This is a genomic window from Chroogloeocystis siderophila 5.2 s.c.1, assembly GCF_001904655.1.
In the GTDB taxonomy this organism is placed as follows: domain Bacteria; phylum Cyanobacteriota; class Cyanobacteriia; order Cyanobacteriales; family Chroococcidiopsidaceae; genus Chroogloeocystis; species Chroogloeocystis siderophila.
Genome location: NZ_MRCC01000005.1, coordinates 72,743 through 97,201, shown reverse-complemented (window position 1 = coordinate 97,201; position 24,459 = coordinate 72,743). Strand labels below are relative to the sequence as shown.

The following is a 24,459-nucleotide window of genomic DNA, read 5'->3' as shown; positions in this document are numbered from 1 at the left end:
ATTTGACTTCGTTTCCTCAACCCTCAACAAAATGGCGGCTAATTCCCTTATTAGCTGCACCAGGACGGGTGCAAATGGCAATTGACCGCTGGTTAGTTGAACAACACGCTGCGGGTTTGCATCCGTCTACTTTACGATTTTATACATGGTCACCAACTGCCATTTCTTTGGGGTATCATCAGCATAAATACCCAGAATCTTGGCAGCATTTAACTTATCAAGGTCAGCCTGTTGATTTAGTGCGTCGTCCTACCGGCGGACGTGCGGTTTTGCACCAAGGCGATCTCACCTATGTGGTAGTTACCTCAGGTTTAACTGGTAGCCGCGCGCAAGTTTATCAACAGCTTTGTGAGTTTTTGATTCGCGGCTGGCGATCGCTAGGCGTAGAGTTACACTACGGTAATGCAGGACGGGGCTATATTCACAACCCCAACTGTTTTGGTACGGCGACGAACGCGGATTTAGTGTTAGCTGATGGCACGAAGTTGATTGGTAGCGCCCAACTATTCGACAAAGGCGCTGTTTTACAACAAGGTTCAATCCGCTTAGAACCTGATCCAGAACTTTTTAGTGAGGTATTTGGCATTCATCCAAAAGCGATCGCGCTACCAATAACCGCGCACGGTGAAAGCTTGATTGTTCAGGTAACGGAGGCTTTGAGTGCTGCTGCTGAAGATTGCTTTGGCGTTCACTTAGAAGTGCAACCACTCTCCTCAAGTGAATGGACAGCGATTGAGCATGAGTAAAAATATCTATGGCTAAGTGTAGATTTTGTAAAAAAAGTGATAAAAGCGATCGCGCCAACATTCAAATTGTAAATAAGTGCGTTACACATAGAGGTGGTGTTTAGCTACAAAAGTTCATGAATTGTTCTAACTGTCAGCACCGTGCTTCTATTGCTTGTCCTTTGCAGCAAAAAGTGTTATTCGTTCCTGAGACACATGATGCAATCTCCAAAGGCTTTTGCACGCATTGGACGCCGAAAACTCATAATTAAGCGTTGATTGAGTCCAAAAGCGTGTAATGATTTTCAGAAGTGGCACAAATGAGTAAAGATTCAAGTTTTGATTTGCTGGAGGTACAAACCGCATCAACCCAAGCAACAGCAACTGAAAAACACCAAAAAACATTTCACTCAGTAGTTATTCGCGGTCCCTATCTACAGCAGGGAACAGAGTCTAGTATCATTATCCGTTGGGCGACTGATACTTCTGTTCAAGGGAAAGTTTTGTATGGTACTGAACCCGATAACCTATCGTTTAGTGCTACAGAAGCAGCAGTAACCCGCGACCATACGGTAAAACTCCAGGAACTTGAGCCAGATACAAAATACTACTATGCGATCGCGACTTCAGCAGAAATGACTCACAGCAGTGAAGATAATTTTTTTGTCACTGCGCCAAAACAACCAAAGCCAACTCGAATTTGGGTTGTCGGTGATGCAGGACGCGGCAATGATATTGCTGCACAGGTACGCGATGGATATCTCAAGTTTACTGGCACGCGGCATACTGATTTGTGGCTGATGTTAGGAGATAATGCTTATGACACTGGTACTTGGGAGGAGTATCAGCAAGGTGTTTTTGAGATGTATCCGCAAATTTTACGCAATAGCGTACTGTGGACTGCAATTGGTAATCATGATGCTGGAAGTGCGAGTTCAGAGTGGCAAAGTGGACCATATTACGAGTTGTTTAATCCTCCAACCCAAGGTGAGGCGGGTGGTATCCCATCGGGAACAGCAGCGTATTATTCGTTTAACTACAGTAATATTCACTTTATTTGTCTCGATTCTTACGGTAGCGATCGCACATCTACAGGAGCGATGTTAACCTGGGCTGCTGAAGATGCAGCAAAATCGAATCAAGATTGGCGAATTGCATTTTGGCATCATCCCCCATACACAAAAGGATCGCACGATTCGGATACAGAAATCGAACTCATTGAGATGCGCGAACATGCCTTGCCAATTTTGGAAGCTGCGGGTGTAGACTTAGTACTATCTGGTCACAGTCACTCTTACGAACGTTCGTACTTAATTGACGGGCATTATGGCACCTCAGACACTTTTAAATCTGAGATGAAAAAAAATCAAGGTAGTGGTCAGGAAGATAACTCAGGAGCCTACTATAAATCCTCAGTACCTCATGCAGGTACAGTATATATTGTTGCGGGAACTTCGGCGCGTGCTGATGAAGTTTCACCGCATCCGGCTATGCATACGTCGTTAAGTATTCCTGGATCGTTGGTGATAGATGTACAAGGAAAAAGACTTGATGTCACGTTTGTTGATGATCGCGGCGAGGTTCAGGATTATTTCACGATGATGAAGGGGTAATGGGTGATGGGTAACAGGTGATATCTGGTTGCGGTTAATTATCACTTGTAGCGGGAAAGATTAATGCTTCTTGCCATTCCCAGGAAAGGAAAACGCGATCGCCTTCTTGATAGGGAGTTGCGCCGCGTCGCCGCAGTTCTAAGACGTGAAACTCTAGACCAGACATTTCAACAAGGTAACTTGTCGCGTAGCCGAGATATTGACTTTGAATAATTTTGGCTGCACAGGCTGTATCGCTGGTAGCTTCAGCAGTAAAATTGATATTTTCTGGACGAACTACGACTTTGACTGCGCTATTAGGTGAGATTTCTGCGGCTAGAGTACCTGTAACCACTTGGTCGTCGATTTTTATTTGACCTTGCTTACCATTAACTTGTACGAGAACTCCTGCTAAAAAGTTAGCACGACCGATAAATTCTGCGACGTAAAGGTTGACAGGATGCTCATAAACTGCTAGAGGTGTCCCTATTTGTAAAAGTTCGCCATTGTGTAGTACGGCGATGCGATCAGATAAGGCTAATGCTTCTTCTTGGTCGTGCGTCACGTAGACGAAGCTAATTCCAGTTTGGCGCTGGAGGTGTTTTAATTCCTCGCGTAGTTCAACGCGGATTTTAGCATCCAAAGCAGATAATGGTTCATCTAACAACAACACATCAGGATGATCGACAATCGCGCGGGCGATCGCAACGCGTTGGCGTTGTCCTCCAGAAAGTTGGGAAGGAAGGCGATCGCGCATTTCCAATAGTTGAACTAATTTGAGTGCGTCGGTGACTCGTGTATGAACTTCGTCACGCGACAAGCGTTTAACTTGTAGGGAAAAGCCGACATTTTCAAACACTGATAAATGCGGAAACAAGGCGTAGTCTTGAAATACAGTATGCACGTTACGGCGATATGCAGGTAAACGGCTAACATCTTGATTGCCAATCCAAATTTTGCCACTATTGGGGATTTCAAAGCCACCAATCAGCCGCAAAAGCGTCGTTTTCCCACAACCGGAAGCGCCAAGAAGCGTGAAAAATTCACCTTGGTTGACTGTGAGAGTGACTTCTTTGACGGCTTGTACTGTATCGTATGTCTTGCTAACTTGTTCTAGTTGGACTGCTGATTTCATTTATTTTGTCTATGGGGCTACAGTAAGTCCTCCGGCTCAAATTTGTAGCAATGGTCAGTATAGTTAGGACATTATAGAGTTTCAGAACCATTACTCTGACTTTCACCCCTGACCCCTAACCTCTGAACTCTGAGTGCCCCTAAATCCCCCACAAGTGGGGACTATGAGTGGTTGGGATTCCTAAAATGAGGGTGCAAGATTCGTTATTCGGCATCACCAAATGCAGTGAAGTGCCAGGGCTTTTTCACATCTCCACTGAGATCGAACATAATGTGTTTGGCAATGGTGTATTCCTCCATGGCGTAGCGTGATAAGTCTTTGCCAAAACCAGATTCTTTAAAACCACCGTGAGGCATTTCCGAGGCTAAAGGTAAGTGATCGTTAATCCAAACTGTGCCAAATTCTAAGGCACTAGCGACGCGCCAAGCTTTAATGATATCTTTTGTCCAGACTGATGCAGCTAAACCGTATTTGACATCATTAGCAACAGCGATCGCTTCTTGTTCCGAATCAATGGGATTAACAACCACTACAGGACCAAATACTTCTTCTTGCATAATTTCACTCTGAGTTGGTGCATCACAAAAGATTGTTGGTTGGTAGAAAAAGCCTTTACCATCGGGTATTTCTCCACCTAATTTGAGAGAAACACTATCATTTTTGGCACGTTCGACAAAACCATGAACACGCTGTCTTTGATCCGCAGAAATTAATGGTCCCATATCGGTAGTTTCGGCTTGTGGTGTGCCTAAACGCACCTGTTGCGCCAACTCAGTAAATGCAGCGAGGAATTCTTGGTAACGCGATCGCTCGACTAAAATCCGCGTCGCAGCAGTACAATCTTGACCAGTATTCACATAAGCGCCCACAACTGCACCTTGCGCAGCAGCGGCGATATCCGCATCTGCAAAGACAATCAACGGTGCTTTACCACCAAGTTCTAAATGTACCCGCGTCACTTTTTGGGCGGCGAGTTCCATAATGCGTTTTCCGGTACGCGTCGAACCTGTAAACGACACCATCCGCACATCAGGATGCGATATTAATGGTTCTCCCACACTCGCACCACCTGTGACAACATTAATCACACCAGGAGGAAAGCCGACTTCTAACGCGGTTTGTGCCAACATCAAAGTCGTTAATGGTGTCTGCGGTGCAGGTTTAATCACAACAGTGTTTCCAGCGGCGATCGCAGGGGCAATTTTCCACGCTGCCATCATAATCGGATAATTCCACGGTGCGATTGAGGCAACAACTCCCACAGGTTCGCGGCGGATTGTAGAAGTGTAACCTGAAACAAATTCTTTTGTGGCAATTCCTTCAATTACTCTTGCTTGACCAGCAAAGTAACGGATATTATCAATGGCAAAAGGAACGTCACCATTGGCGACAAGTTTCATCGGTTTACCGGCGCTGAGACTTTCTATTTCCGTAAGTCGATCGGTTTTTGCTTCTAAAGCGTCGGCGAGTTTATAGATTAATGTACTGCGTTCTGCTGGGCTTAATTGCGACCAACTTGTAAAAGCAGATTTTGCGGCAGTAACCGCATTATCGACATCTGTATAATCAGCTTGGGGAACTTCGGCGATTCCATCTTCAGTTGCGGGGTTAATCACGGTTTCCCAATCCGCGCTGACGGCTGCTACTGCTTCGCCATTGATGATCATCTTGTACTGTTCCATAGCAAGTATCCTACTCGCGGACAAATTTTTGACTTAACAACACCAAACAAATCGAAAACAAAAGAATTAATGTCACTGTAGCGTTGATTTCGGGTGTAATTCCAAAACGCAACCTCGCCCAAATTTCCATTGGTAAAGTATTGTCTTGACCTGTGAGAAAAATTGTGACAATGATTTCATCAAAGCTTAAGGTAAATGCTAGAAGTGTCGCGGAAATCAATGCTGAACGTATTCCTGGAAACACTACTTTCCAAAATGTTTCCCAGGGTGGTGCGCCTAAATCAGCAGCAGCTTCTTCTAAACTGCGGGGTAGCTGCGAAATTCGCGCGGCGATGGTATTAAAAACGACTGGAAAACCAAAGGTGGTGTGACCGATAATCACACTTAAAAGTCCCAGTGGTAAATCTAATGTCGAGAAGAAACTCAACATAGCCACACCAGTGATAATTCCAGGTAGGATAATCGGTAATACAGCGGCGGTACGAAAGACACTTTTACCAAAAAATTGATATTTTTGTACAGCTAAAGCTGCGAGGGTTCCCAAGATGGCGGCGATGGATGTCGCGGCGATCGCAACTCGTACACTATTAAATAAACCTGCTTGTAAGCGATCATCTGCTAAAGCTGCACTGTACCAATCCACAGTCCAACCTTGAATGGGTAATGCTAAAACCCTTCCCTGACTGAAGCTAAAAACAACTATCACCAAAATAGGTAGATACATAAATGCGTAAACTAGAATTGTGAATCCACCCAAAAGCTGTTTCATAGATTTTCCAGCAGACCTTGACGCGAGAGAATTGTCATTAACCCAAATAACATTAGTAAAATTATCAGTGCAAACGCCGCACCTAAAGGCCAATTATCCGCTACGCCAAACTGACTAGCAACAATATTTCCTACTAAAATATCTCCCGCACCACCAACTAATGAAGCGGTGATGTAGTCTCCTACGGTTAAGCTAAAAACTGAAACTCCTCCTGCTAACAATCCAGGTAATACCAAAGGAAATGTCACTTTGCGAAAGGTATCCCAAGGATTTGCACCTAAATCTGCTGATGCTTCGAGTAAATTTCTGGGTAATCTTTCTAAGGCGGTAACTAACGGCAAAATCATAAACGGTAGCCATACATAACACAGCGTTACTACCATCGAAAATTGATTGTAGAGAAATAAAGAAGACGGTTCTGTAAATATTCCTAGTGAAATTAAAAAGCTGTTAAGAACTCCGTTGTAACCTAAAATAATCCGCCACGCAAATACTCGTACTAAGTAGCTTGACCATAAGGGTAATAAAATTAATAGTGTTAGCAGTTGTTTATATTTTTCTGCATATAGTGCCAGATAGTAAGCTACTGGAAAGGCTAATAATGCGTTAATGACTGTGACAATTGTTGCAATATATATTGTACGAAATAGTGTATTACGATAGCCTGGATTACTAATAATTTGAATGAAGTTTTCCCAAGTGAATTTAGGAATAATTTGCACGTATTCGTGCTGCATGAAAGCGTAACTAAGTAAGACTACTATGGGAATAAAGTAGAAGCCCAACATCCACAATGATGGTGGCAGAAAGCTTGCCCAAAATCCTGTAGGGAGTGTTTTTTTTTGCTGTTGTTTGATAAGGGTTGATGTTGCCATTGAGAAAGAGTTTTGAACAAACCTTACTAGGCACAGAGGATGCAGAGAAAAGAGGTACAAAGGGATAATAAATTTACCTTATGTTTTTACCCTAACCTCTGAACCCTGACTCCTAACCTCTAGTTATTGTCCTCGGAATTCGTTCCACAGTGCTACCCAGTTGTCGTAGTTGGAAACTGTTTCCCAAAAGTGTATTTTGCTGTAGAAATTGGCTACGTCGTCGAGATGTAATTCTGCTTGTTGTTCGGCGGTCAAGAGTGGTAAAATTTGGCTGGAAACTGGCCAGTAGCCTGTAATTTCGGTCATTTGTTTTTGGGCTGCACCGGTTAGCATATAGTCCATCCAAGCGTAGGCTACGTCTTGATTGTAAGAGTTTTTAATCATCATCCATGAGTCACTCCAACCGGTTGTTCCTTCTTGCGGAATTGTTGCAGCGACAGGAAAATTGGCACGTTTGAGTTCTTCAATCGCAACGGGCCATCCCCAGGCTAATGCTATTTCTTTATTTAAGAATAATTGGGCGAGTTCGCCTTGGCTATTCCAAAATTTACGCACTTGCGGACGTAGTGGGAAAAGCTTGGGTTTAATCTCTTTTTCTAACTTTTCTTGACTGAGTTCAAAAATATTAGGATACCCATTCCAAAGCGCAATATCTGCGTTAAAAATTGGGTAGTCGGGTAGTGAAACTTTACCTTTGTATTGCGGTTCGTAGAGAATTTTCCAAGTTTGTGGTTCTGATTTAATAACTGTTTTATCGTAAATTAGAAAATCTGGTCCCCACGCAATAGAAACACCGTAAGGTTGACCGTCAAAAGTGTTGTAAGGTGGTTTTTGAAAAGTTGGTAGTAGGTCTTGATAATTTGGTACTTTGGATAAGTCTAGTGGTTCAACTAAGCCAGCATCATATAATCTTTTTGTCAAGTCTCCTGATGCGGTGACTAAATCATAAGTTTTCCCTTTACTCGCTTTGATTTTGGCGTACATTTCATCTGAAGAACCTGCATAGGTAGCAACAACTTTGCACCCATACTTTTGTTCAAACGGCTTAGCAAACGATTGATCCATGTAACCTTCCCAGCCGATTATCCGCAAAGTACAGTCTTTGGCTTGTACGGACTCTGGAAAGAAGAAAGCCACTAAAGTTGCAATGCAAATACTGAGAATGAACATTAATGGCTTAATTTTCATCGTTCGTTATTCCTAGTAAGAGTTATTAGCGAATCAAATGTATAATCAACTACAAATTATTGAAGTCTATCCTCAACAAGCTTTTTCCTAATAGCAGATTAAAACCTAGCTCGTAAAAGATAACGCTTTCTATAAATTTTGCTACATTCTGCAATAAAAGTATTCAAATGTTTAATGATTCTTGCTTACTTGATAAATTAACCCCCACTGACTGGCGGAATCAACACTACCTCATCACCATCATTGAGAAGAGTTTCTGGTTCGACAAATTGAAGGTTTACTCCAAACCGAGTGATATCACGCCACTGGCTAAGTTCAGGGTGTTCTTGAATGAGGCGATCGCGTACTTCAATTACGGGTGTACCTTGCGGAAATTCTAGTATCAACTCTGACGTGCCATAAGCTTCTTGATATGCAGCAAATAATTTAACTGTTACCTGAATTTTATTGTTAGACATAATCAGTATTAATAATAACTTTAGTTTAGAATGCTACCGTTGATATTACTGTGATTAACGACAGCCGCTAAAAACATTTATCATACCAGTCGAATAATTAAGAAATGTTAGCAAACTAGGTTTTTAGGGAATAACAATAGAAACCTTGAATTCATAAAAAGTTTATGCTAACTCACTGGCGAATACCACTAGGAATAATTGGTGCAGTAACTATCGTAACAGGGCACTCAGGCAGTACTTTAGCGTTACCTGATTCAAGCCTGAGTAAATTATTAAGTCAATCTTGTCATATTTCCACAATTAAGCACGATCGCCAAAATCTTTATACCGCGTTAAAGGATACGAATGCATTTATCAAACTTAATCCTGAGTATGCACCAGCATGGGTAAGGCGTGGTGAACTACGCTTCGCAATGAGAGATCATAAAGGTGCAATAGAAGATTACAGCCAAGCAATTCGCCTTAATCCTTCGTGTACCGCAGCTTACCATAACCGAGGTGTTGTGCGTTGGCAGCAGCGAGATGCACAAGGGGCGATCGCCGATTACACTCAAGTTATTCAGCTTGCTCCTCGTTACGCTGTATCCTATTATCATCGTGGCAGTATTTATCATAAGTTAGGAAACCATAACGCCGCACTCGCAGATTACAATTCGGCAATTCGTCTTTCGCCTGACTACGCCGCAGTTTATTATAATCGAGCAATTGTGCGCGATCGCCTACGCGACAAACAAGGTGCGATCGCTGATTATGGAGAGTATTTGCGCTATTACCCTAACAATGCCTCAGTTTACTTTTATCGAGCGTCACTATTCCATCAATTAAAAAACTATCAGCAAGCACTCGCAGACTACGATCAAGCACTGCGTTTGAATCCTAATTATGCAGAAGTTTATTACAACCGAGGAACTGCTTACTCAGCTTTGGGTTATCAGCAACGAAAACTTGCAGATTATGAACAAGTGTTAAAGCGCGATCCTGATTTATTTGTTCGTCATCGCTACGGTGCTAAAGCATTTCTCGACCGCGCTACAATTCGCGCTGAAATTGCTGAAACGAAGCTTACAAATAAAAACTACTCGCAAGCAGTTGAACACTACACCCAGGCGATCGCTGACTACACTCAAGCAATCCGCATCGATCCTAACTATATCGATCCTAACTACGCCCTAGCCTATACTCATCGAGGTGTTGCTCAAGCAAAATTAAATCGACACCAACTCGCTGCTCAAGATTACAACGAAGCCTTACGGTTAAATCCTGGTGACGCACAAGTGTACTATTATCGAGGGAATTTACGCTACCATCTCACTGATTATCAAGGAGCGGTTGCTGATTATGATGCCGTTGAAAAGCTGAATCCAGATTTGATCGAAGTTTACTATGCTCGTGGCGATGCTTATCAGGCTTTAAAGAAATACGAACAAGCAGAATCAGATTACAGCAAATTTCTTCACTTTAATCCGCGTCATGCTAGAGCATACTACAAGCGTGGTGATGCGCGTTTAGAACTAGGAAAATATCGCGCAGCTGTTACCGATTACACGATATTCTTGCGATCGCATTCCAACCACGCAGAAGCATACTACAAACGTGGTGATGCGCGTTTCTATTTAGGAGATAAGCAAGGTGCTATTGAAGACTACAATCACTTTATTAGCTTGAAGCCTAATTACGCCGAAGCATACTACAAGCGGGGTATGGCGCGTGAAGATGTGGGCGATACCCAAGGCGCAGCAGCAGATTATCAACAAGCTTTGCAACTCAATCCGCAATTGGCAAGAATCTACACTAACCGAGGAGTTCCTCGCAACGATATGGCAAGCAAACCAGTGAGTTTAGAAGATTTTCCGATTCGCTCGAATCCTCCTTCACCTGTTGCTTACAATAATCGAGGTGTCGCGCGTCGTCAATCTGGAACACCAAACGCACTTGCAGATTATGAGACTGCGTTAAGTCAAGGGTTACGCCGTAGTATATCTGCGAACAAAGCAGATGAAATGGATATCGATCAAGCCATTGCTTACAACAACCAAGGTATCGCGCGTCGTCAAGCTGGAGATTTACAAGCAGCACTTGCGGATTATGATACTGCAATTCGATTAGCACCAAACTACGCGATCGCTTACTATAACCGAGGAGTTCTTTATGACGAATTGGGAGATCAGCAAAAAGCGATCGCCGATTACACTAAGGCAATACAACTCAATCCCAATCATGCTGAAGCTCACTATTATCGAGGTATCTTACTGTATAGATCAGATGATAACCAAGGTGCTTTAAGCGATTTACGCACAGCCAAAGACTTGCTAATTCAACAAGGAAAAGTGGACTTGTATCAGCAGGCAATTGAAATTATTAAGTCACTAGAATAAACTTCAACAGCCCTCGTTTTTGTCGAGGGTATATTTATCTAAAAATTTTTTCCATACGGCGAAAATCGCGTTCAACTTCCGACCATAATGAACGGTTATGCGGATCAGTCTTCAAGGCTTTTTTCAGATAAATTCGCGCGGTTTCGAGTTGGCGATCGCCGATGAGTTGTCGTCCCCTGCGTTGATAACTGCTTGCTAGCCACGATCTGACTTCCGGATCTTGCGGTAGTTTTTGGGCGAGGGTTTCGGCGAGTGCGATCGCTTGTGTAAATCTATTATTTTTCCACAATTTCTGCAATTCTCGGTAGGAATTCCACTTCACCTGAAATTCAAACGCAGATAGCGGGGGTATATAGGGAGAGGTATCTTTGCGAGTAACTTTTGTTGCGGGTGGCTTTCGTTGTACTGACGGTTGCTTTTCAGTTTTATTTTGTTGTAGCGCCTGCTTTGATTGTACGGAATCAAGTAATTTCTTATAAGCCTCTGTAATCGCAATAAATCTCTCCCTAGCTTGCTGATCTCCAGGATTAATATCAGGGTGATACTGCTGCACTAATTTACGGTAAGCTGCTTTGATTTCCTCAAGCGTTGCTTCCGCCGTTAATCCTAATACTTGGTAATAACCTGTCATTTTCATCACGATTAACGATTAGCCATTAGTAAGAAGCTACTCACTAATGGCTAACTTCTACGGTCTTTCTTCAATCACTTTATCAATCAAACCGTATTGCTTCGCTTCTTCAGCCGACATGAAAAAGTCACGATCCATGTCTTTTTCGATTTTTTCCAAGGGCTGACCAGTATTCTCTGCATAAATTTGGTTCAACTGGTGACGAATGCGGAGAATTTCGCGGGCTTCGATTTCGATATCGGTTGCTTGTCCACGAGTTCCACCCGAAGGTTGGTGAATCATGATGCGCGAATGGGGTAATGCGAGTCGCTTACCTTTGGTTCCCGCTGCTAGCAAGAAAGATCCCATCGAGGCGGCTAAACCGACGCAAATTGTCACGACATCTGATTTGATGTGTTGCATTGTGTCGTAAATTGCCATACCCGATGTTACCATCCCACCAGGCGAGTTGATGTAAAGGTAAATATCCTTACCTGGATCTTCGGAATCCAGATACAACATGACCGCGATGATTTGGTTAGCAATTTCGTCATCGACATCTCTACCTAAGAAAATAATACGTTCACGGTAGAGGCGATTGTAGATATCAATCCACTGTGTATAAGCTTCCCCTGGCATTCGATAGGGGACTTTAGGAACGCCAATTGGCATAGTACACTCCAAGTTTAGTATAGAGAGTTTTGAGTTTTAAGTTTTGAGTTTGAGAGAGTTTTGAGGACTCAAAATTCAAAACTAGCCACTAGCTACGAATTACTAAATAACTCCTGCGGGTAGTTGCGGACTCGCGAGGTCTTCTTTTGTCAACACGCGATCAATTAAACCGTACTCTACGGCGTGTTCAGGAGATATATAGAATATCCGATCCATATCTTTTTCGATTTTTTCGCGGGCTTGACCAGTCGTGCTTGCTAAGATGTCGAGCATTGCAGCTTTATTCGCTAGCACTTCTTTGGCGCGAATTTGAATATCACTTGCTTGACCTTGAGCATAGCTCTTGGGTTGATGCAGTACGATCGTCGCATGAGGTAAGCTAGCGCGACAGCCTTTTGTTCCCGCACTGAGTAACATCGCAGACATCCCCATCGCCATTCCAATACAAATAGTATGGATTGGGGGCTTGATGTACTTCATCGTGTCATAGATCGCAAAAGCTTCGGTTTCAAAGCCAACAAGTTCGCCACTGTAACCTGAAGTACCTGTCGAGTTGATGTAAACTCGAATCGGCTTGTCGGGATCTTCTGACTGTAGGTATAGTAGTTCAGCAATGAGTAATTCCGTTACCGCAGGAACTAAAGGCATCCCTAAGTAAACGATTCGTTCCTTAAGTAGCAGCGAAGGTAAGTCGGGGGGCGGTGTACGGTAGAAGTTATCGCCATAATAGGGCGCTTGAACAGCCTTGATGGGTGATTCCATAGACAATTAATTGCCTAAAATATAGCTTTTATCTTTAGTACATCCTAACGTGTGCTGAAACGAAGCAGGAGTACGGTTTACTCGCTATCAGTACACATTAAGCCTGTGGACAATTCCAAGCGTAGGATATTCTGAGTATTAGTTATAACTGTTTATATCAGTAATTCGTAAAATAAACGTCGTTTTAAAGATGGTAACTGGTTATTGCTAATTGGGAATTGTTGAGAAAATCTTTGTTACCGATTACCCATTACCAAATCCCTATTACCTTGCACAGCAAATAGGAATCTAAAGTTATGAAAGTCTTTATCCAACCGGCGCTCAATGATGCTAATTTAGATGCAACGCAAGCCAACAGTCAACGGCAGTTAGCGATCGCGATCGCTGCGGATACGCAAACTGACTTTGAGTTTGATCGCAGTATACCACTCAATCTTTGTCTGATTCTCGACCACAGCGGTTCGATGAAAGGACATCCCCTCGAAACTGTAAAACAAGCAGCAAATGGACTTGTTGATCGCCTTACCCCTGGAGTAGATCGCTTAAGCGTTGTCGTGTTCGATCACCGTGCCAAAGTTTTGATTCCCAGTCAAATTGTTGACGATCCTGAAAGTATCAAGCGCCAAATCAATCGTCTCTCAGCAGCAGGAGGAACTGCAATTGATGATGGAATGCGATTAGGAATTGAAGAACTTGCTAAGGGTAAAAAAGAGACTGTTTCCCAAGCGTTTTTATTAACTGATGGTGAAAACGAACACGGCGACAACCAACGCTGTCTTAAATTTGCCGAACTTGCGGCAAGTTACAATTTAACACTAAATGCTTTGGGTTTTGGCGATCACTGGAATCAAGATATTCTAGAGCAAATTGCAGATGCGGGAGGTGGCACTTTATCTTATATTGAGCAACCTGAACAAGCTATTGATGAGTTTAGCCGTTTATTTAACCGCATCTCGACAGTGGGATTGACTAATGCTTATTTGCTATTTTCACTGATACCAAAAGTGCGCCTTGCTGAACTCAAACCGATTGCCCAAGTTGCACCAGATACAATTGAGTTACCAGTTCAACAAGAAGCTGATGGACGTTTTGCGGTGCGTTTAGGAGATTTGATGAAAGTACAGCGGGTTGTCTTGGCAAACTTGTATATCGGACAATTACCCGAAGGTAGAAGCGCGATCGCCCAGTTACAAGTCCGCTACGACGATCCTGGCATGAATCGCACAGGATTACTTTCAGAAACAATCCCTGTTATCGCTAACGTCACTCGCGCTTATCAACCCGCAATTAATTCACAAGTCCAAACTCACATCTTGGCATTAGCAAAATATCGCCAAACGCAACTCGCTGAGACAAAACTTCAACAAGGCGATCGCGCAGGCGCAGCCACAATGCTACAAACCGCAGCCAAAACCGCATTACAAATGGGCGACAAAGGCGCGGCGACTGTGTTACAAACCTCTGCAACGCGATTACAAGCCGGAGAAGAACTTTCACAAAGCGATCGCAAGAAAACGCGGATTGTTTCTAAAACTATATTGCAGGAATAACTATAAAACATTGAGATCAATGCGATTTCTAAGAAAGTAGTTTATAATTGTTAATAGATTACACAAAACTAGGTAACACACTTGGCTGACATTGTTGATACTGCCGTTAAGGCTGGTTCGTTTGATACCCTAGTTGCTGCAATCAAAGCTGCTAATTTAGTCGATACTTTAAAAGGTAAGGGTCCATTCACTGTCTTTGCACCCACAGATGAAGCTTTTGCTAAGCTTCCTGAAGGTACGGTAGATGCACTACTGAAGGATATTCCAAAGCTTAAGAAAATCCTAACTTATCATGTCGTTTCAGGCAAGGTAATGGCTGCTGATGTTGTCAAGCTGAAGTCAGCTACCACAGTTGAAGGCTCAGATGTAAAAATTGATGCTTCTAATGGCGTTAAGGTAAATGATGCCACAGTTGTAACACCAGATGTAGCTGCTGATAATGGTGTTATCCATGTCATTGACACAGTGTTACTTCCTGCATAAGCACCTGGATAAGTAAACGCTGCGATAGGCAATATTAATTTGTGGGATAGTAGATCTAGTATTTGCTATCCCACACTTATATGAATCTACGGAAGCTTAAGTATTGACTAACACTGGTTTTTGCTCAGGTAGTGCAGATTGTAATGGATCGTAGCCTAATTGTTGAGTAATCCGTTCTCTGGCTAAAACGCGATACTCCCAAAAATGCTCTCCAGCAGCACATAAACCTAAATACATATTGAGAACTTGCGGTTTTCTGCGTAGAATTATCCAGAGTTGCTGCCAAAACTGCATCCTAATTTCAGAACGCCGTATGCCCTGATGCCACAACACCTGGGCAACAAGTCGCAACCCCTTACCAGAAGGAAATTGCATTGTCTGCTTCCGCCCTGTAACTGAACCGATACTGAGACATTGCTGCAAACAGCGTCTGAGATAATTCGCAGGGTCATACAATGTCCAAAAGCCTTCGGTATACTCTTTCGCAATTTCACCGATAGGGCGAGTAGGGACAAAATTCATCAAGTTATTCTGATCCCCTACAGGAGTCATACCATTATCCGCAATTAAACGTTGCTCTTGCTGAAGTCGGTTCCACAACGCAGTATTAGGTAATGCTTGCAAAATACCTAACATAGGTTGAGGAATACCTGTTTGTTCAACAAATGCTTGTATTCGTTGACCTGCACCCGAACGTTCTCCATCAAAGCCAAGGATAAACCCTGCATAAATCAGCATACCTGCTTGATTAATTTTGCGACAAGCTTCGACTAGTGGATTGCGAGTATTTTGCAGTTTACGCGTCACTTGCAGACTATCTTGATCGGGTGTTTCAATACCAAGAAAAACTGCATAGAAGCCTGCTTCACTCATGAGATGGAGTAATTCATCATCTTCTGCTAAATTCACCGACGCTTCGGTCATAAAGGTGAATGGATAGTTGTGCTGCTTTACCCAAGGAATCAATTCGCGTAAAAAGCGTTTGACATTACGCTGATTGCCAATAAAGTTGTCGTCAACAATAAAGAGTGACCCGCGCCAGCCTAAATCATAAAGCGCTTGTAATTCTGCTATGGTCTGGTTTGGTTCCTTGGTACGTGGTTTGCGACCATAAAGCGAGATAATGTCGCAAAACTCGCAGTTGAACGGACAACCGCGAGAAAATTGAATCGCCATCATGAAGTAAGCATCCCGCTGTAGCAAATCAAAGCGCGGCATTGGGCTAAGGGTAACGTCTGGTTTTTCAATCGAGCGAAAGATTCCCTGTGCTTTGCCTTGCGTCAGCGCTTCGAGAAATTGGGGAACCGTCATTTCCCCTTCGTCTAGAATTAGATAATGCGCGCCAGCGTCAAGCGCGTCTTGCGGAACAGATGTCGGATAAGGTCCACCAACAGCGACTTTTTTGCCTAATCGCACTGCTTTTTGAATGAGGGCAAGAAAATCCGGCTTCTGCACTAACATCGCCGAAATAATGACCAGATCGCACCACTTCCAATCAGCTTCAGTTTCATGATTGACGTTGCGATCGCAAAATCTAACTTCCCAGTCTTGCGGTAGCAGTGCTGCGACTGTAATGATTCCGAGTGGTGGAATGACCGCTTTGAGTCCTGCGATTTCCATGAAGCGATCATAAGACCAAAACGACTGGGGAAACTGAGGATAAAGCAATAACGCTTTCATAAGACCTCGGCGTAGCTTTGGTATATTTTGACATAACCGGTTGCCTTGACATCCTCCCTCAGTTAGAATGTAGGTGTCAATGCTTGCAATCGTTGTCTAAACAGGCATTTCTTGATAACAGTGGCTACAACGCCAGTAAAGTTTTCCTAAGCGTATGTGACACAGTAAAGTATCTGAACAGCAAGGGCAAATATGCGCGCTATTCATGGATTGTTCAATTGCTATCGAAGTCTTCCTTAAGCTATCTCCAGCGATAAATCGAACTGGGGATTGCATTGAGCTTTTTAACAAAGCTTTCATTTTAATGACCTCTTGTTATTAATTTAAGTATAAACTACCTTGACAGAAAAATACCGAATCTGATAAAAGAGATGTTTCTTTCGATTATGTGATAAGATCAATAATAAATTTGCTGGGTAAATAGAGCGTAGCAAGATATATCTTTAGCTCAGCTATTTCCTTGTCTAAAGTCGAGAATTACTTGAAAATTAAAGCGTTGAATATCAAGGCTGGTGATCGCATTGTTGCCTACTGCAATAATAAAAAGCAGATCTGCACAGTAAAACATATTCTAGAAAGTAATCAAAACAAAGTCACGCTCTCGGTATTTACATCCGAGCATTATCGCAATTCAGTCTTACGTGTTATCCGCTTTCAGTGGGACGCTTTAGTTGATTTAGCAAACTAAAACTTTCTCCAGCACTCTACTTGGTGCGTGCCACCAAATTCTCAAATTAAGTATTTAAAACCTGCCCCCGATTTTTAAATCAGAGGCATATTTGGGTAATTAAGGAACAACGGAAAGAACTATGACTTATTTCCCTGCTAGCCCATCATGCCTATTTGGATCTTTTTTCTGCTTCTTTGTGCCATCAGATTTTACCTTGGGCTTTTTGGCTTCTCTGTTGCCTTTCTTCTCTTTTGACATACCTACTCCTCAATAGAGGTTCTCTCCATTGTGGCTTAGATAACTACGCTTTAGGAGATTTTCCAGAATATCGGTGCTGAACAGAAGTATGATTTGCCCCTTGCATCCCCCAGGGACTGAAGAAACTGGTTCTCCAGGAGGACAGCACACCATTGTGTGCAGGTCTTGGCGTGTCCTCCGCACATTATGCTCTTAACTTGTGGCGCCCGCACTGGTTCGCCTCGCTGACCGCTGCGATTCGACAACTGGCGCATGATGTCCAAAGGCTTTTTTCCTTCTGTCAATGAATCAGCCCTGCCACAAGTGGGAGGTTTTAGAGGAGGTGGGAAATAGCGATCTCAAGACGCAACAACGACTGCTCAAAACGGTGCTACTTGTGTTTCGCACGCAACTTTCGGGTTTTAGTACTAGGAGACCGAGAGTTACATAGTCCTAAACTCGTGGCTCAGTGGCTAACAAGACGAGGCATCTCCTTTGCACTGAGACAGAAGAAGAATTTCCAAGTCTCCTCTGAGCAAGACTATCAAGTTCTCAAAGACTTAGGCTTTAAGCCAGGAATGCCCAAGTTTTATCACGACGTCTTATGCAGCAGTGGATGAGAAAATTCAACATCGACACGTATGCTGGTCGTAGCCAAGAACACCAAGACAAGACACTACGGCAGAGCGACTTTAGTCTGGGACTGTATGGACAACGATGGCAATGTGGCATGACCTTCTGGGCGGATTGGGTTCTCCGCCTGATTGCCCTCTAAGCTCTATAAACGGCTTTATTTTCAGCGTGGTTTTCTTGCCCTATCCCTGATCCAGCAAGCTCTCTAGCTATGTTGTCACCCGTTAAGCTCCCAAACCTTTGTCCTTGATGCTTTAGAACCACTTTGTCACCCGCTAAGCTCAATGTCATGCTTTGGTGATTGTTTCCTGCGGTTGGCTTTGCCATGCTCAGAGGAGTTATCTCTGGATTGTCACAAGCTCGTCCTATCATATTTATTGTGATAGGAGGAACGCTTTTTAATATAGCGGGCAACTACGTTTTGGGTTTTGGTAAATTTGGTTTTTCGCGTATGGAGTTAGCAGGGTTGGCATTAGCTAGCACTCTATCGTGGTAGGGAATGTTTTTGGTGTTGGTTGTTTACTTGTTCAAACATGCATCCACAGCTAAGAATCTACCGCTTGTTTCAGAAGTGGTGTCAGCTTCGATTAAACTTACTGCGAGAATTGCTCTTTGTCGGTGTGCCGATTGGAGTTTCCATCACCTTCAAGTATGGCTTGGTATTGATAATGACGTATCTGATGGGAACCGATGTGCTAGCGGCGCATCAAATAGAAATGTCGTTTGCCACTACGGCGCGTGTTGGTCAGTGGTTAGGGTGGCAAAACCTTGAAGGTATAAGACGGGCAGGATTTGTGAGTTCTGGCATTGTCATAGGGGGACAATACTAGTTGCGATCGCCCTACTAATCTTTCGTTCGTCAGCAAGTCGTCGGGTTGTATATAGATATTCGCAATCCTGAGAATGCCAAACTACTGCAACTTGTTATTCCTATGCTCAGCGTTGTTGCGATCAGTCACGTTTTTGATGGACTACAAAAGACAGCTTTGGGTGCACTATATGGGCTTCAAGATACTTGCATTCCCGTGCGGCTTGGTATTTTGTCCTTTTTGGGTGTTGGATTAGTCAGTGATTATGTTTTAGGCTTTTCTGTTGGCTTAGGCGGTGTCGAATTGTGGGTGGGTTATTACCTTCGACCAAGCTTTTTATTAATGCATTTAGTGCAAAGGGCTGCGGCTCTATCTAAAATCAGCAGCCACATTTAGTAAGTTAAACGACAACTTTTTCGAGCATGAGTTTGGAGCGCTTGACAGTTTCAGGTACAGTAATTGGATAGTCGCCATTGAAGCAAGCAGTACAGAAAGTATCTGTATCTTCTCGAGTAACTTTCAGCATTCCTTCTTGAGTGAGATACGCTAAAGAATCAACTTCAATTTGGGCAGCAATTTCAGCTACAGATTTAGTTGCAGCAATCAATTGGTCTTGGCTATCTGTATCAATACCGTAGAAACAAGGGTGAGTAACTGGAGGTGAAGAGACGCGCATATGCACTTCAATCGCCCCTGCATCGCGCAGTGTACGAACGAGTTTGCGGCTTGTTGTCCCGCGAACAATTGAGTCATCTACAATAATTATTTTTTTGCCTGCGAGGACATCTTTGAGAGGATTAAGTTTCATGCGTAAACCTGATTCACGCATCATTTGTGTTGGTTGAATAAAGGTGCGTCCAACGTAACGGTTTTTGATGAGTCCTTCAGCATAAGGAATTCCCGATGCTTGGGCAAAACCAATTGCAGCAGGGATACCTGAATCAGGAACACCAATGACAATATCTGCTTTAGCAGGAGATTCTTGGGCAAGTTGTCTTCCTAAACGCAGGCGATAGGTATACAAACTTTCATCGTGCATCACGCTATCAGGTCGGGCAAAATAGATCATCTCAAAAATACACAGCTTGCGTTGTGGCTGTTGCGCCCAATGAAATGAAGCGAGTCCTGCTTCGGTAATCCAGACTAACTCCCCTGGTTCGACATCGCGGAGATAATCTGCTCCAATAATGTCTAAACCACAAGTTTCGGAAGCTAATACGTAGCGTTGCGGATTGTCAGGAAGAGTCCCAATCACTAAGGGGCGAATGCCATTTGGATCGCGCGCACCCATCACACCCGCTGGAGTACCAATGACTAAGCTAAATGCACCTTGACAGCGTTGAAAAGCCGCGATCGCACCTTCTAACCAGGCTTTACCACTGTTGACTTCATCGGCGATCGCCAACGCGATTAATTCTGAATCGGTGGTGGTAACTAAGTTACAGTGTGCTTTTTGTAGTTCTTCGCGCAGTTGCACCGTATTGACTAAATTGCCATTGTGTGATAAAGCAAGCGAACCTAAACGCGTGGGGACGACAGCAGGCTGGGCGTTAACAACGCGGCTCGATCCTGTGGTGGAATAGCGAGTATGTCCTACGGCAATATCACCAGGTAATTCTTGTAAAATTGATTCGTTAAAGACTTGGGAAACTAATCCCATTTCTTTATGCAAGTAAACTTTATCCCCGACAAAGGTCGCAATCCCTGCTGATTCTTGACCGCGATGCTGGAGCGCATACAAACCAAAGTAAGTGAGTTTGGCAACATCTTCCCCTGGTGCATAAACACCAAAAACGCCACAGGCTTCTTCAGGTTTATCAGGACGCGCTACGCCATCGATATCTACTGCTTCGGCGTTGGGCAATATACGGGAATGGTTGGGAATCATGCTGCTGCTTTGCTCCTGAGCGGGATGTTGGTTCAGTAAAGTTGGTCTCTAGCTGAAATTTCAGAATGTTTAACTGAGCTTAATAAATCGTTAACTATTCCTCTTACCACAGTAGCGTAAGAATGCTTATTGTAGAAGAGGTCAGGGGACAGGGTTATTTTTAAAACTCCTCAAACTTGAGCTAGACATCTAGACGTCTGGGAATTGCATTGCAGTAGCGATCGCGCATCAATTCGATTGTAACTTCGATTAATAGCTGATCGGACGTAGAAATTCGTAAGAATGTGTCGGATTCGACCAAGCCAATTTTTTGCCAATGCGCAGCCGAGTGCTGTTGTAAATAAGATTCCCACTGCGTTTGTTGTTCTGGCGAGACAGAAACAAGAATTCTTGCACCACCTTCGCCAAAAAGAATTTCATCCCAGCGCAAATCCGTGTCGGGGATAAGTGTAATGTTTGCGCCTAAGTTACCACCGATACAAGATTCAGCGAGGGCGATCGCAATTCCACCTTCTGCACAATCATGCGCCGAATTGATCCAACCTTGACGAATTCCTTCGCGACAAGCTGCTTGTACCTGACGTTCTAAATCAAAATCAACTTGCGGCGGTAATCCAGCAACCATATCGTGAATTGTGGCAAGATACTCAGAACCACCCAAAGTAATGTGCGATTTTAAGGATGAGCCGAGAAGATAAATAATATCGCCTGGTGTTTTCCACCCTTGAGTGCAAATTTGCGTTAAATCAGGAATTAGCCCTACCATCCCCACGACAGGAGTCGGATAAATTGGTTGTGGATTACCAGAAGAATCCAGTGTTTCATTGTAAAGCGATACATTACCACCTGTAACAGGTGTTTGAAATTCTCGGCAAGCGTCTGCTAAACCACGACAAGCTTCTGCTAATTGCCAATAACCTACAGGTTTTTCTGGACTACCAAAGTTTAAATTATCTGTGACGGCTAAAGGTTCTGCCCCAACACAGCTAAGATTTCGCGCGGCTTCAGCAACAACGGCTTTTGCTCCTTCATAAGGATTGAGATACACATAACGCGGGTTACAATCGACTGTAGCGGCGACTGCTGAGTTTGAAGGCGCAGATTGTTTTTGAGGGCGTAAGCGGACAACTGCTGCATCTGCACCCCCAGGAAGAAGTACAGTATTATTTTGGACTTGATAATCGTACTGGCGATATACCCAGCGTTTCGAGGCAATTGTGGGTGTATCTAATAAGGTGAGTAGAATCTCACTCCAAGAGTGATTGTCTTGGATTTCCATACCAGATGCACTGCATGGCGGGAGGCGATCGCTTGTCCATTCCCAAGCTTGACGCGCGTAAGCGGGGGGTTCGCTGAGTAATTGGCGGTCATAAATCGGTGTATTTTCGGCTAAAGCCGTTGCGGGAATTTCTGCGGCGACTTTACCTTGAAAGAGAATGCGGACAATCGGTTCGCTAATCACTGTACCAGCAACGACCGCGTGCAGTCCCCAACGGTGAAAAATAGCAATTACTTCTTGTTCTCTACCTTTTTGGGCAACAAATAGCATTCTTTCTTGCGATTCGGAAAGTAGATATTCATAAGGAACCATCCCCGTTTCGCGTACCGGAATTTTATCTAAATCAAGTTCAATTCCGACTTTACCTTTCGCCGCCATTTCTGATGTTGAACAGGTAATACCTGCTGCGCCCATATCTTGTGCGGCGACAACTGCACCTGTTTTAAACGCTTCTAGACAAGCTTCAATCAAAGATTTTTCTAGAAAAGGATCGCCGACTTGTACTGCGGGACGATCTTTTTCAGATTCATCACTAAGTTCTGCACTTGCAAAACTTGCACCGCCCATTCCATCGCGTCCTGTGGTAGAACCGACATACAGCACTGGATTTCCTAATCCTGAAGCACCAGACTTGACGATTTCCTCAGTTTCCATTAATCCTAATGCCATCACGTTAACTAACGGATTTCCTGAGTATGCAGAATCGAAATAAACTTCGCCGCCAACTGTGGGAACACCTACGCAATTACCATAGTGGCTGATACCTGCGACAACACCGGTAAATAAACGTCGTGTTTTGGCGTCTTCTAGCGAACCAAACCGCAGCGAGTTGAGTAAGGCAATCGGACGTGCCCCCATTGTAAAAATATCACGGAGAATACCGCCAACGCCTGTCGCCGCTCCTTGAAATGGTTCAACCGCTGAAGGGTGATTGTGCGATTCAATTTTGAAAGCAAGTTGCAGTCCGTCACCCAAATCTACGACACCCGCATTTTCTCCAGGTCCAACGAGAATACGCGAGCCTGTTGTGGGAAACTGTTTAAGGAGCGATCGCGAATTTTTATAGCAACAATGTTCTGACCACATGACGCCAAACATCCCTAACTCAGCTTTGTTTGGATGGCGTCCTAGTCGCCGCACAATTTCTTCGTATTCTTCAGGTTTTAAACCTTCGTTTGCAATTTCTTCAAGCGAAAAAGGTGCAGAAGAGAGGACGGACATAACTGTATTAGGAGACAGGATAAAGAATTATTTTATCGATTTGAGCGCATCCCTTCACATAAGTTTCAGCTTGAATTTAATGAATTGATATCTAAGTTTTGCAGAATGATATTAGCTCTGGGCATAAATCCATCTCCGTATTCTACTGGGTAATGCGTCACAACATAGAACGCATTCCCTGCCACTTCTCCAAGATATACAGTACCTGTTATATTTTTTTCGGGTTGATGAAAGACGATTTTTTCCTTAGCCCAGGGATGCGTAGCTGCTTGCACAACCTCAACAATTCGCCAGCCATTTGATGCAAGTAAACCGTTTTCTCCTTCAATCCAACTTTGTTTCAACTGGTTGAGTGTATTAGCATAACCTGGAAAGAAGAGTTGAACATACGCTGCTTCATTTTTTGTCCCACCAAAATTGGTATAAAATCGAACTGTAGTGCCTTCGCCTGAACTAACTGATTCAGGAATAAAATCTTGGTTCGGGAAGTAGGTTGTAAAGAGTGGGTGGCTATACAGTTCTAAAGAAACAGTTGTTTTTTCTCCTTCAATATTAATAGTGGCTGTTTTTGTCGATGGTTTCTGTGTATCTCTACGTGACTCAACTTGAGTCAAACTTGAACTGTTGTTATTTATGCCTTTTGTACTAGCAAGAGAACAAGCTGTCGCACTCAATAAGAATAAACTACTTATTAAGTAAGTAAGTTGATAGGGTTTCATGGCTAATTTTGAATATTTTTCAGCGTCAATAAATATTTTGATATTCATGACAATATAAGCGATCGCCTAACTTCCTATATTGTTCCCTCACTTGATTATCGCCAGAAATTAAATACGTCGTTATATAGTATTCCTAAATCATTCGTAAAGAACCTCTCTTTGTTTCCTGTGTAGTTAAAAAAATGATTTTCACAACTAAAATAGGACGCTATATCTCATTCATATAGTTGGAGTTATAAAGTCCTGCCCTTACCTATAAGATTCAAAACCTCAGATTAATGGCGAAGTGCTGTGCTGTTTTATTATAAAGTAGCTAGACGTTTATTAATTCAATTTAGCTCAAAAATCTAAAAAAGAAAATTTGAACCTAAAAAGCTTGAGTTAATTCATGACAAGTTACAGAAGTGTTAAAAATATGCGCTTGAATTCTGCATGATTTATTCAGAA

Annotated in this window: 23 protein-coding genes and 1 pseudogene; 10 read left to right on the top strand and 14 right to left on the bottom strand. The window is 43.2% G+C overall.

All coding sequences use genetic code 11. The annotated features are described in order from the left end of the window. The first annotated feature begins 74 nt into the window (after nucleotides 1-74). Both NIES1031_RS06995 and NIES1031_RS06990 read left to right on the top strand, forming a co-directional pair. Nucleotides 75-746: a lipoate--protein ligase family protein gene (locus tag NIES1031_RS06995; RefSeq protein ID WP_073548938.1), complete on the top strand. Its 672-nt coding sequence runs from the start codon at nucleotides 75-77 to the stop codon at nucleotides 744-746. Between the two features lie 299 nt (nucleotides 747-1,045). Continuing rightward, the gene (locus NIES1031_RS06990; protein ID WP_073548762.1) at nucleotides 1,046-2,338 is read left to right on the top strand and encodes a purple acid phosphatase family protein; all 1,293 of its coding nucleotides are present in this window, start codon (nucleotides 1,046-1,048) and stop codon (nucleotides 2,336-2,338) included. 34 nt (nucleotides 2,339-2,372) lie between these two features. Here the strand turns inward: NIES1031_RS06990 and NIES1031_RS06985 are convergent, their stop codons facing one another. From NIES1031_RS06985 to NIES1031_RS06960, 6 genes are all read right to left on the bottom strand, one after another. Next, nucleotides 2,373-3,452: an ABC transporter ATP-binding protein gene (locus NIES1031_RS06985; protein WP_073548761.1), complete on the bottom strand. Its 1,080-nt coding sequence runs from the start codon at nucleotides 3,450-3,452 to the stop codon at nucleotides 2,373-2,375. A 203-nt stretch (nucleotides 3,453-3,655) separates the two neighbouring features. Beyond that, entirely contained in the window at nucleotides 3,656-5,134 is a 1,479-nt protein-coding gene (locus NIES1031_RS06980) for an aminobutyraldehyde dehydrogenase (RefSeq protein WP_073548760.1), read from the bottom strand. A 10-nt stretch (nucleotides 5,135-5,144) separates the two neighbouring features. Then, nucleotides 5,145-5,903 carry an ABC transporter permease gene (locus tag NIES1031_RS06975; RefSeq protein WP_073548759.1) on the bottom strand — a complete coding sequence of 253 codons (759 nt, stop codon included), beginning with the start codon at nucleotides 5,901-5,903 and terminating at the stop codon, nucleotides 5,145-5,147. Next, nucleotides 5,900-6,778, bottom strand: a complete 879-nt coding sequence (locus tag NIES1031_RS06970) for an ABC transporter permease (protein WP_084544266.1) — start codon at nucleotides 6,776-6,778, stop codon at nucleotides 5,900-5,902. Before NIES1031_RS06970 ends, NIES1031_RS06975 begins: the two co-directional genes overlap by 4 nt. Before the next feature lie 123 nt (nucleotides 6,779-6,901). After that, a complete protein-coding gene (locus tag NIES1031_RS06965; protein ID WP_073548758.1) occupies nucleotides 6,902-7,966 on the bottom strand; it encodes an ABC transporter substrate-binding protein in 1,065 nt (354 codons plus the stop codon). A 197-nt stretch (nucleotides 7,967-8,163) separates the two neighbouring features. Continuing rightward, nucleotides 8,164-8,424, bottom strand: a complete 261-nt coding sequence (locus NIES1031_RS06960; protein WP_073548757.1) for a MoaD/ThiS family protein — start codon at nucleotides 8,422-8,424, stop codon at nucleotides 8,164-8,166. A gap of 164 nt (nucleotides 8,425-8,588) precedes the next feature. Between NIES1031_RS06960 and NIES1031_RS06955 the strand changes: the two genes are divergently transcribed. After that, nucleotides 8,589-10,799, top strand: a complete 2,211-nt coding sequence (locus tag NIES1031_RS06955) for a tetratricopeptide repeat protein (RefSeq protein WP_073548756.1) — start codon at nucleotides 8,589-8,591, stop codon at nucleotides 10,797-10,799. Nucleotides 10,800-10,833: 34 nt separating this feature from the next. On the opposite strand, the gene NIES1031_RS06950 is transcribed toward NIES1031_RS06955, so the two are convergent. The 3 genes from NIES1031_RS06950 to NIES1031_RS06940 form a co-directional block, all read right to left on the bottom strand. Then, nucleotides 10,834-11,436, bottom strand: a complete 603-nt coding sequence (locus NIES1031_RS06950; RefSeq protein ID WP_073548755.1) for a J domain-containing protein — start codon at nucleotides 11,434-11,436, stop codon at nucleotides 10,834-10,836. 51 nt (nucleotides 11,437-11,487) lie between these two features. Continuing rightward, the gene (locus tag NIES1031_RS06945; protein ID WP_073548754.1) at nucleotides 11,488-12,081 is read right to left on the bottom strand and encodes an ATP-dependent Clp protease proteolytic subunit; all 594 of its coding nucleotides are present in this window, start codon (nucleotides 12,079-12,081) and stop codon (nucleotides 11,488-11,490) included. Nucleotides 12,082-12,183: 102 nt separating this feature from the next. Then, nucleotides 12,184-12,843: an ATP-dependent Clp protease proteolytic subunit gene (locus NIES1031_RS06940; RefSeq protein ID WP_073548753.1), complete on the bottom strand. Its 660-nt coding sequence runs from the start codon at nucleotides 12,841-12,843 to the stop codon at nucleotides 12,184-12,186. A 296-nt stretch (nucleotides 12,844-13,139) separates the two neighbouring features. Between NIES1031_RS06940 and NIES1031_RS06935 the strand changes: the two genes are divergently transcribed. Then, nucleotides 13,140-14,393 (top strand): vWA domain-containing protein, encoded by a 1,254-nt coding sequence (locus NIES1031_RS06935; RefSeq protein ID WP_073548752.1) that lies wholly within the window; start codon nucleotides 13,140-13,142, stop codon nucleotides 14,391-14,393. A gap of 81 nt (nucleotides 14,394-14,474) precedes the next feature. Further along, nucleotides 14,475-14,876: a fasciclin domain-containing protein gene (locus NIES1031_RS06930; protein WP_073548751.1), complete on the top strand. Its 402-nt coding sequence runs from the start codon at nucleotides 14,475-14,477 to the stop codon at nucleotides 14,874-14,876. Nucleotides 14,877-14,972: 96 nt separating this feature from the next. Here NIES1031_RS06930 and NIES1031_RS06925 read toward each other — a convergent pair whose 3' ends face one another. Further along, on the bottom strand, nucleotides 14,973-16,556 hold the full coding sequence (locus NIES1031_RS06925) for a B12-binding domain-containing radical SAM protein (RefSeq protein ID WP_073548750.1): 1,584 nt from the start codon (nucleotides 16,554-16,556) through the stop codon (nucleotides 14,973-14,975). Between the two features lie 96 nt (nucleotides 16,557-16,652). After that, nucleotides 16,653-16,832, bottom strand: coding sequence for an eL43 family ribosomal protein (locus tag NIES1031_RS25955; RefSeq protein WP_269085993.1), 180 nt, complete (start codon nucleotides 16,830-16,832; stop codon nucleotides 16,653-16,655). A gap of 184 nt (nucleotides 16,833-17,016) precedes the next feature. Between NIES1031_RS25955 and NIES1031_RS06915 the strand changes: the two genes are divergently transcribed. From NIES1031_RS06915 to NIES1031_RS06900, 5 genes and pseudogenes are all read left to right on the top strand, one after another. After that, nucleotides 17,017-17,244, top strand: a complete 228-nt coding sequence (locus NIES1031_RS06915; protein ID WP_236738744.1) for a hypothetical protein — start codon at nucleotides 17,017-17,019, stop codon at nucleotides 17,242-17,244. A 544-nt stretch (nucleotides 17,245-17,788) separates the two neighbouring features. Next, nucleotides 17,789-18,305, top strand: a pseudogene (locus tag NIES1031_RS25480) (IS4 family transposase); the annotation flags it as partial. 116 nt (nucleotides 18,306-18,421) lie between these two features. Further along, nucleotides 18,422-18,592 carry a hypothetical protein gene (locus tag NIES1031_RS24215; RefSeq protein WP_178378064.1) on the top strand — a complete coding sequence of 57 codons (171 nt, stop codon included), beginning with the start codon at nucleotides 18,422-18,424 and terminating at the stop codon, nucleotides 18,590-18,592. 37 nt (nucleotides 18,593-18,629) lie between these two features. Beyond that, nucleotides 18,630-18,926: an MATE family efflux transporter gene (locus NIES1031_RS06905; protein WP_073548748.1), complete on the top strand. Its 297-nt coding sequence runs from the start codon at nucleotides 18,630-18,632 to the stop codon at nucleotides 18,924-18,926. A 45-nt stretch (nucleotides 18,927-18,971) separates the two neighbouring features. After that, nucleotides 18,972-19,301, top strand: coding sequence for a hypothetical protein (locus NIES1031_RS06900; protein ID WP_073548747.1), 330 nt, complete (start codon nucleotides 18,972-18,974; stop codon nucleotides 19,299-19,301). Between the two features lie 4 nt (nucleotides 19,302-19,305). Here NIES1031_RS06900 and purF read toward each other — a convergent pair whose 3' ends face one another. The 3 genes from purF to NIES1031_RS06885 form a co-directional block, all read right to left on the bottom strand. Further along, nucleotides 19,306-20,793, bottom strand: a complete 1,488-nt coding sequence (purF, locus tag NIES1031_RS06895) for an amidophosphoribosyltransferase (protein WP_073548746.1) — start codon at nucleotides 20,791-20,793, stop codon at nucleotides 19,306-19,308. A gap of 181 nt (nucleotides 20,794-20,974) precedes the next feature. Continuing rightward, nucleotides 20,975-23,293 carry a phosphoribosylformylglycinamidine synthase subunit PurL gene (purL, locus tag NIES1031_RS06890; RefSeq protein WP_073548745.1) on the bottom strand — a complete coding sequence of 773 codons (2,319 nt, stop codon included), beginning with the start codon at nucleotides 23,291-23,293 and terminating at the stop codon, nucleotides 20,975-20,977. A 65-nt stretch (nucleotides 23,294-23,358) separates the two neighbouring features. Next, on the bottom strand, nucleotides 23,359-24,060 hold the full coding sequence (locus NIES1031_RS06885; RefSeq protein ID WP_236738743.1) for a hypothetical protein: 702 nt from the start codon (nucleotides 24,058-24,060) through the stop codon (nucleotides 23,359-23,361). Nucleotides 24,061-24,459: the final 399 nt, after the last annotated feature.

What these genes read in the sequence shown, in the direction of transcription:
- NIES1031_RS06960 (WP_073548757.1), bottom strand. Translation starts at nt 8,424, where the DNA reads ATGTCTAACAATAAAATTCAGGTAACAGTTAAATTATTTGCTGCATAT.
- NIES1031_RS06990 (WP_073548762.1), top strand. Translation starts at nt 1,046, where the DNA reads ATGAGTAAAGATTCAAGTTTTGATTTGCTGGAGGTACAAACCGCATCA.
- NIES1031_RS24215 (WP_178378064.1), top strand. Translation starts at nt 18,422, where the DNA reads ATGCTCAGAGGAGTTATCTCTGGATTGTCACAAGCTCGTCCTATCATA.
- NIES1031_RS25955 (WP_269085993.1), bottom strand. Translation starts at nt 16,832, where the DNA reads ATGCAATCCCCAGTTCGATTTATCGCTGGAGATAGCTTAAGGAAGACT.
- NIES1031_RS06965 (WP_073548758.1), bottom strand. Translation starts at nt 7,966, where the DNA reads ATGAAAATTAAGCCATTAATGTTCATTCTCAGTATTTGCATTGCAACT.
- NIES1031_RS06925 (WP_073548750.1), bottom strand. Translation starts at nt 16,556, where the DNA reads ATGAAAGCGTTATTGCTTTATCCTCAGTTTCCCCAGTCGTTTTGGTCT.
- NIES1031_RS06970 (WP_084544266.1), bottom strand. Translation starts at nt 6,778, where the DNA reads ATGGCAACATCAACCCTTATCAAACAACAGCAAAAAAAAACACTCCCT.
- NIES1031_RS06885 (WP_236738743.1), bottom strand. Translation starts at nt 24,060, where the DNA reads ATGAATATCAAAATATTTATTGACGCTGAAAAATATTCAAAATTAGCC.
- NIES1031_RS06995 (WP_073548938.1), top strand. Translation starts at nt 75, where the DNA reads ATGGCAATTGACCGCTGGTTAGTTGAACAACACGCTGCGGGTTTGCAT.
- NIES1031_RS06955 (WP_073548756.1), top strand. Translation starts at nt 8,589, where the DNA reads ATGCTAACTCACTGGCGAATACCACTAGGAATAATTGGTGCAGTAACT.
- NIES1031_RS06940 (WP_073548753.1), bottom strand. Translation starts at nt 12,843, where the DNA reads ATGGAATCACCCATCAAGGCTGTTCAAGCGCCCTATTATGGCGATAAC.
- purF (WP_073548746.1), bottom strand. Translation starts at nt 20,793, where the DNA reads ATGATTCCCAACCATTCCCGTATATTGCCCAACGCCGAAGCAGTAGAT.
- NIES1031_RS06980 (WP_073548760.1), bottom strand. Translation starts at nt 5,134, where the DNA reads ATGGAACAGTACAAGATGATCATCAATGGCGAAGCAGTAGCAGCCGTC.
- NIES1031_RS06945 (WP_073548754.1), bottom strand. Translation starts at nt 12,081, where the DNA reads ATGCCAATTGGCGTTCCTAAAGTCCCCTATCGAATGCCAGGGGAAGCT.
- NIES1031_RS06975 (WP_073548759.1), bottom strand. Translation starts at nt 5,903, where the DNA reads ATGAAACAGCTTTTGGGTGGATTCACAATTCTAGTTTACGCATTTATG.
- NIES1031_RS06935 (WP_073548752.1), top strand. Translation starts at nt 13,140, where the DNA reads ATGAAAGTCTTTATCCAACCGGCGCTCAATGATGCTAATTTAGATGCA.
- NIES1031_RS06950 (WP_073548755.1), bottom strand. Translation starts at nt 11,436, where the DNA reads ATGAAAATGACAGGTTATTACCAAGTATTAGGATTAACGGCGGAAGCA.
- NIES1031_RS06905 (WP_073548748.1), top strand. Translation starts at nt 18,630, where the DNA reads ATGCATCCACAGCTAAGAATCTACCGCTTGTTTCAGAAGTGGTGTCAG.
- purL (WP_073548745.1), bottom strand. Translation starts at nt 23,293, where the DNA reads ATGTCCGTCCTCTCTTCTGCACCTTTTTCGCTTGAAGAAATTGCAAAC.
- NIES1031_RS06985 (WP_073548761.1), bottom strand. Translation starts at nt 3,452, where the DNA reads ATGAAATCAGCAGTCCAACTAGAACAAGTTAGCAAGACATACGATACA.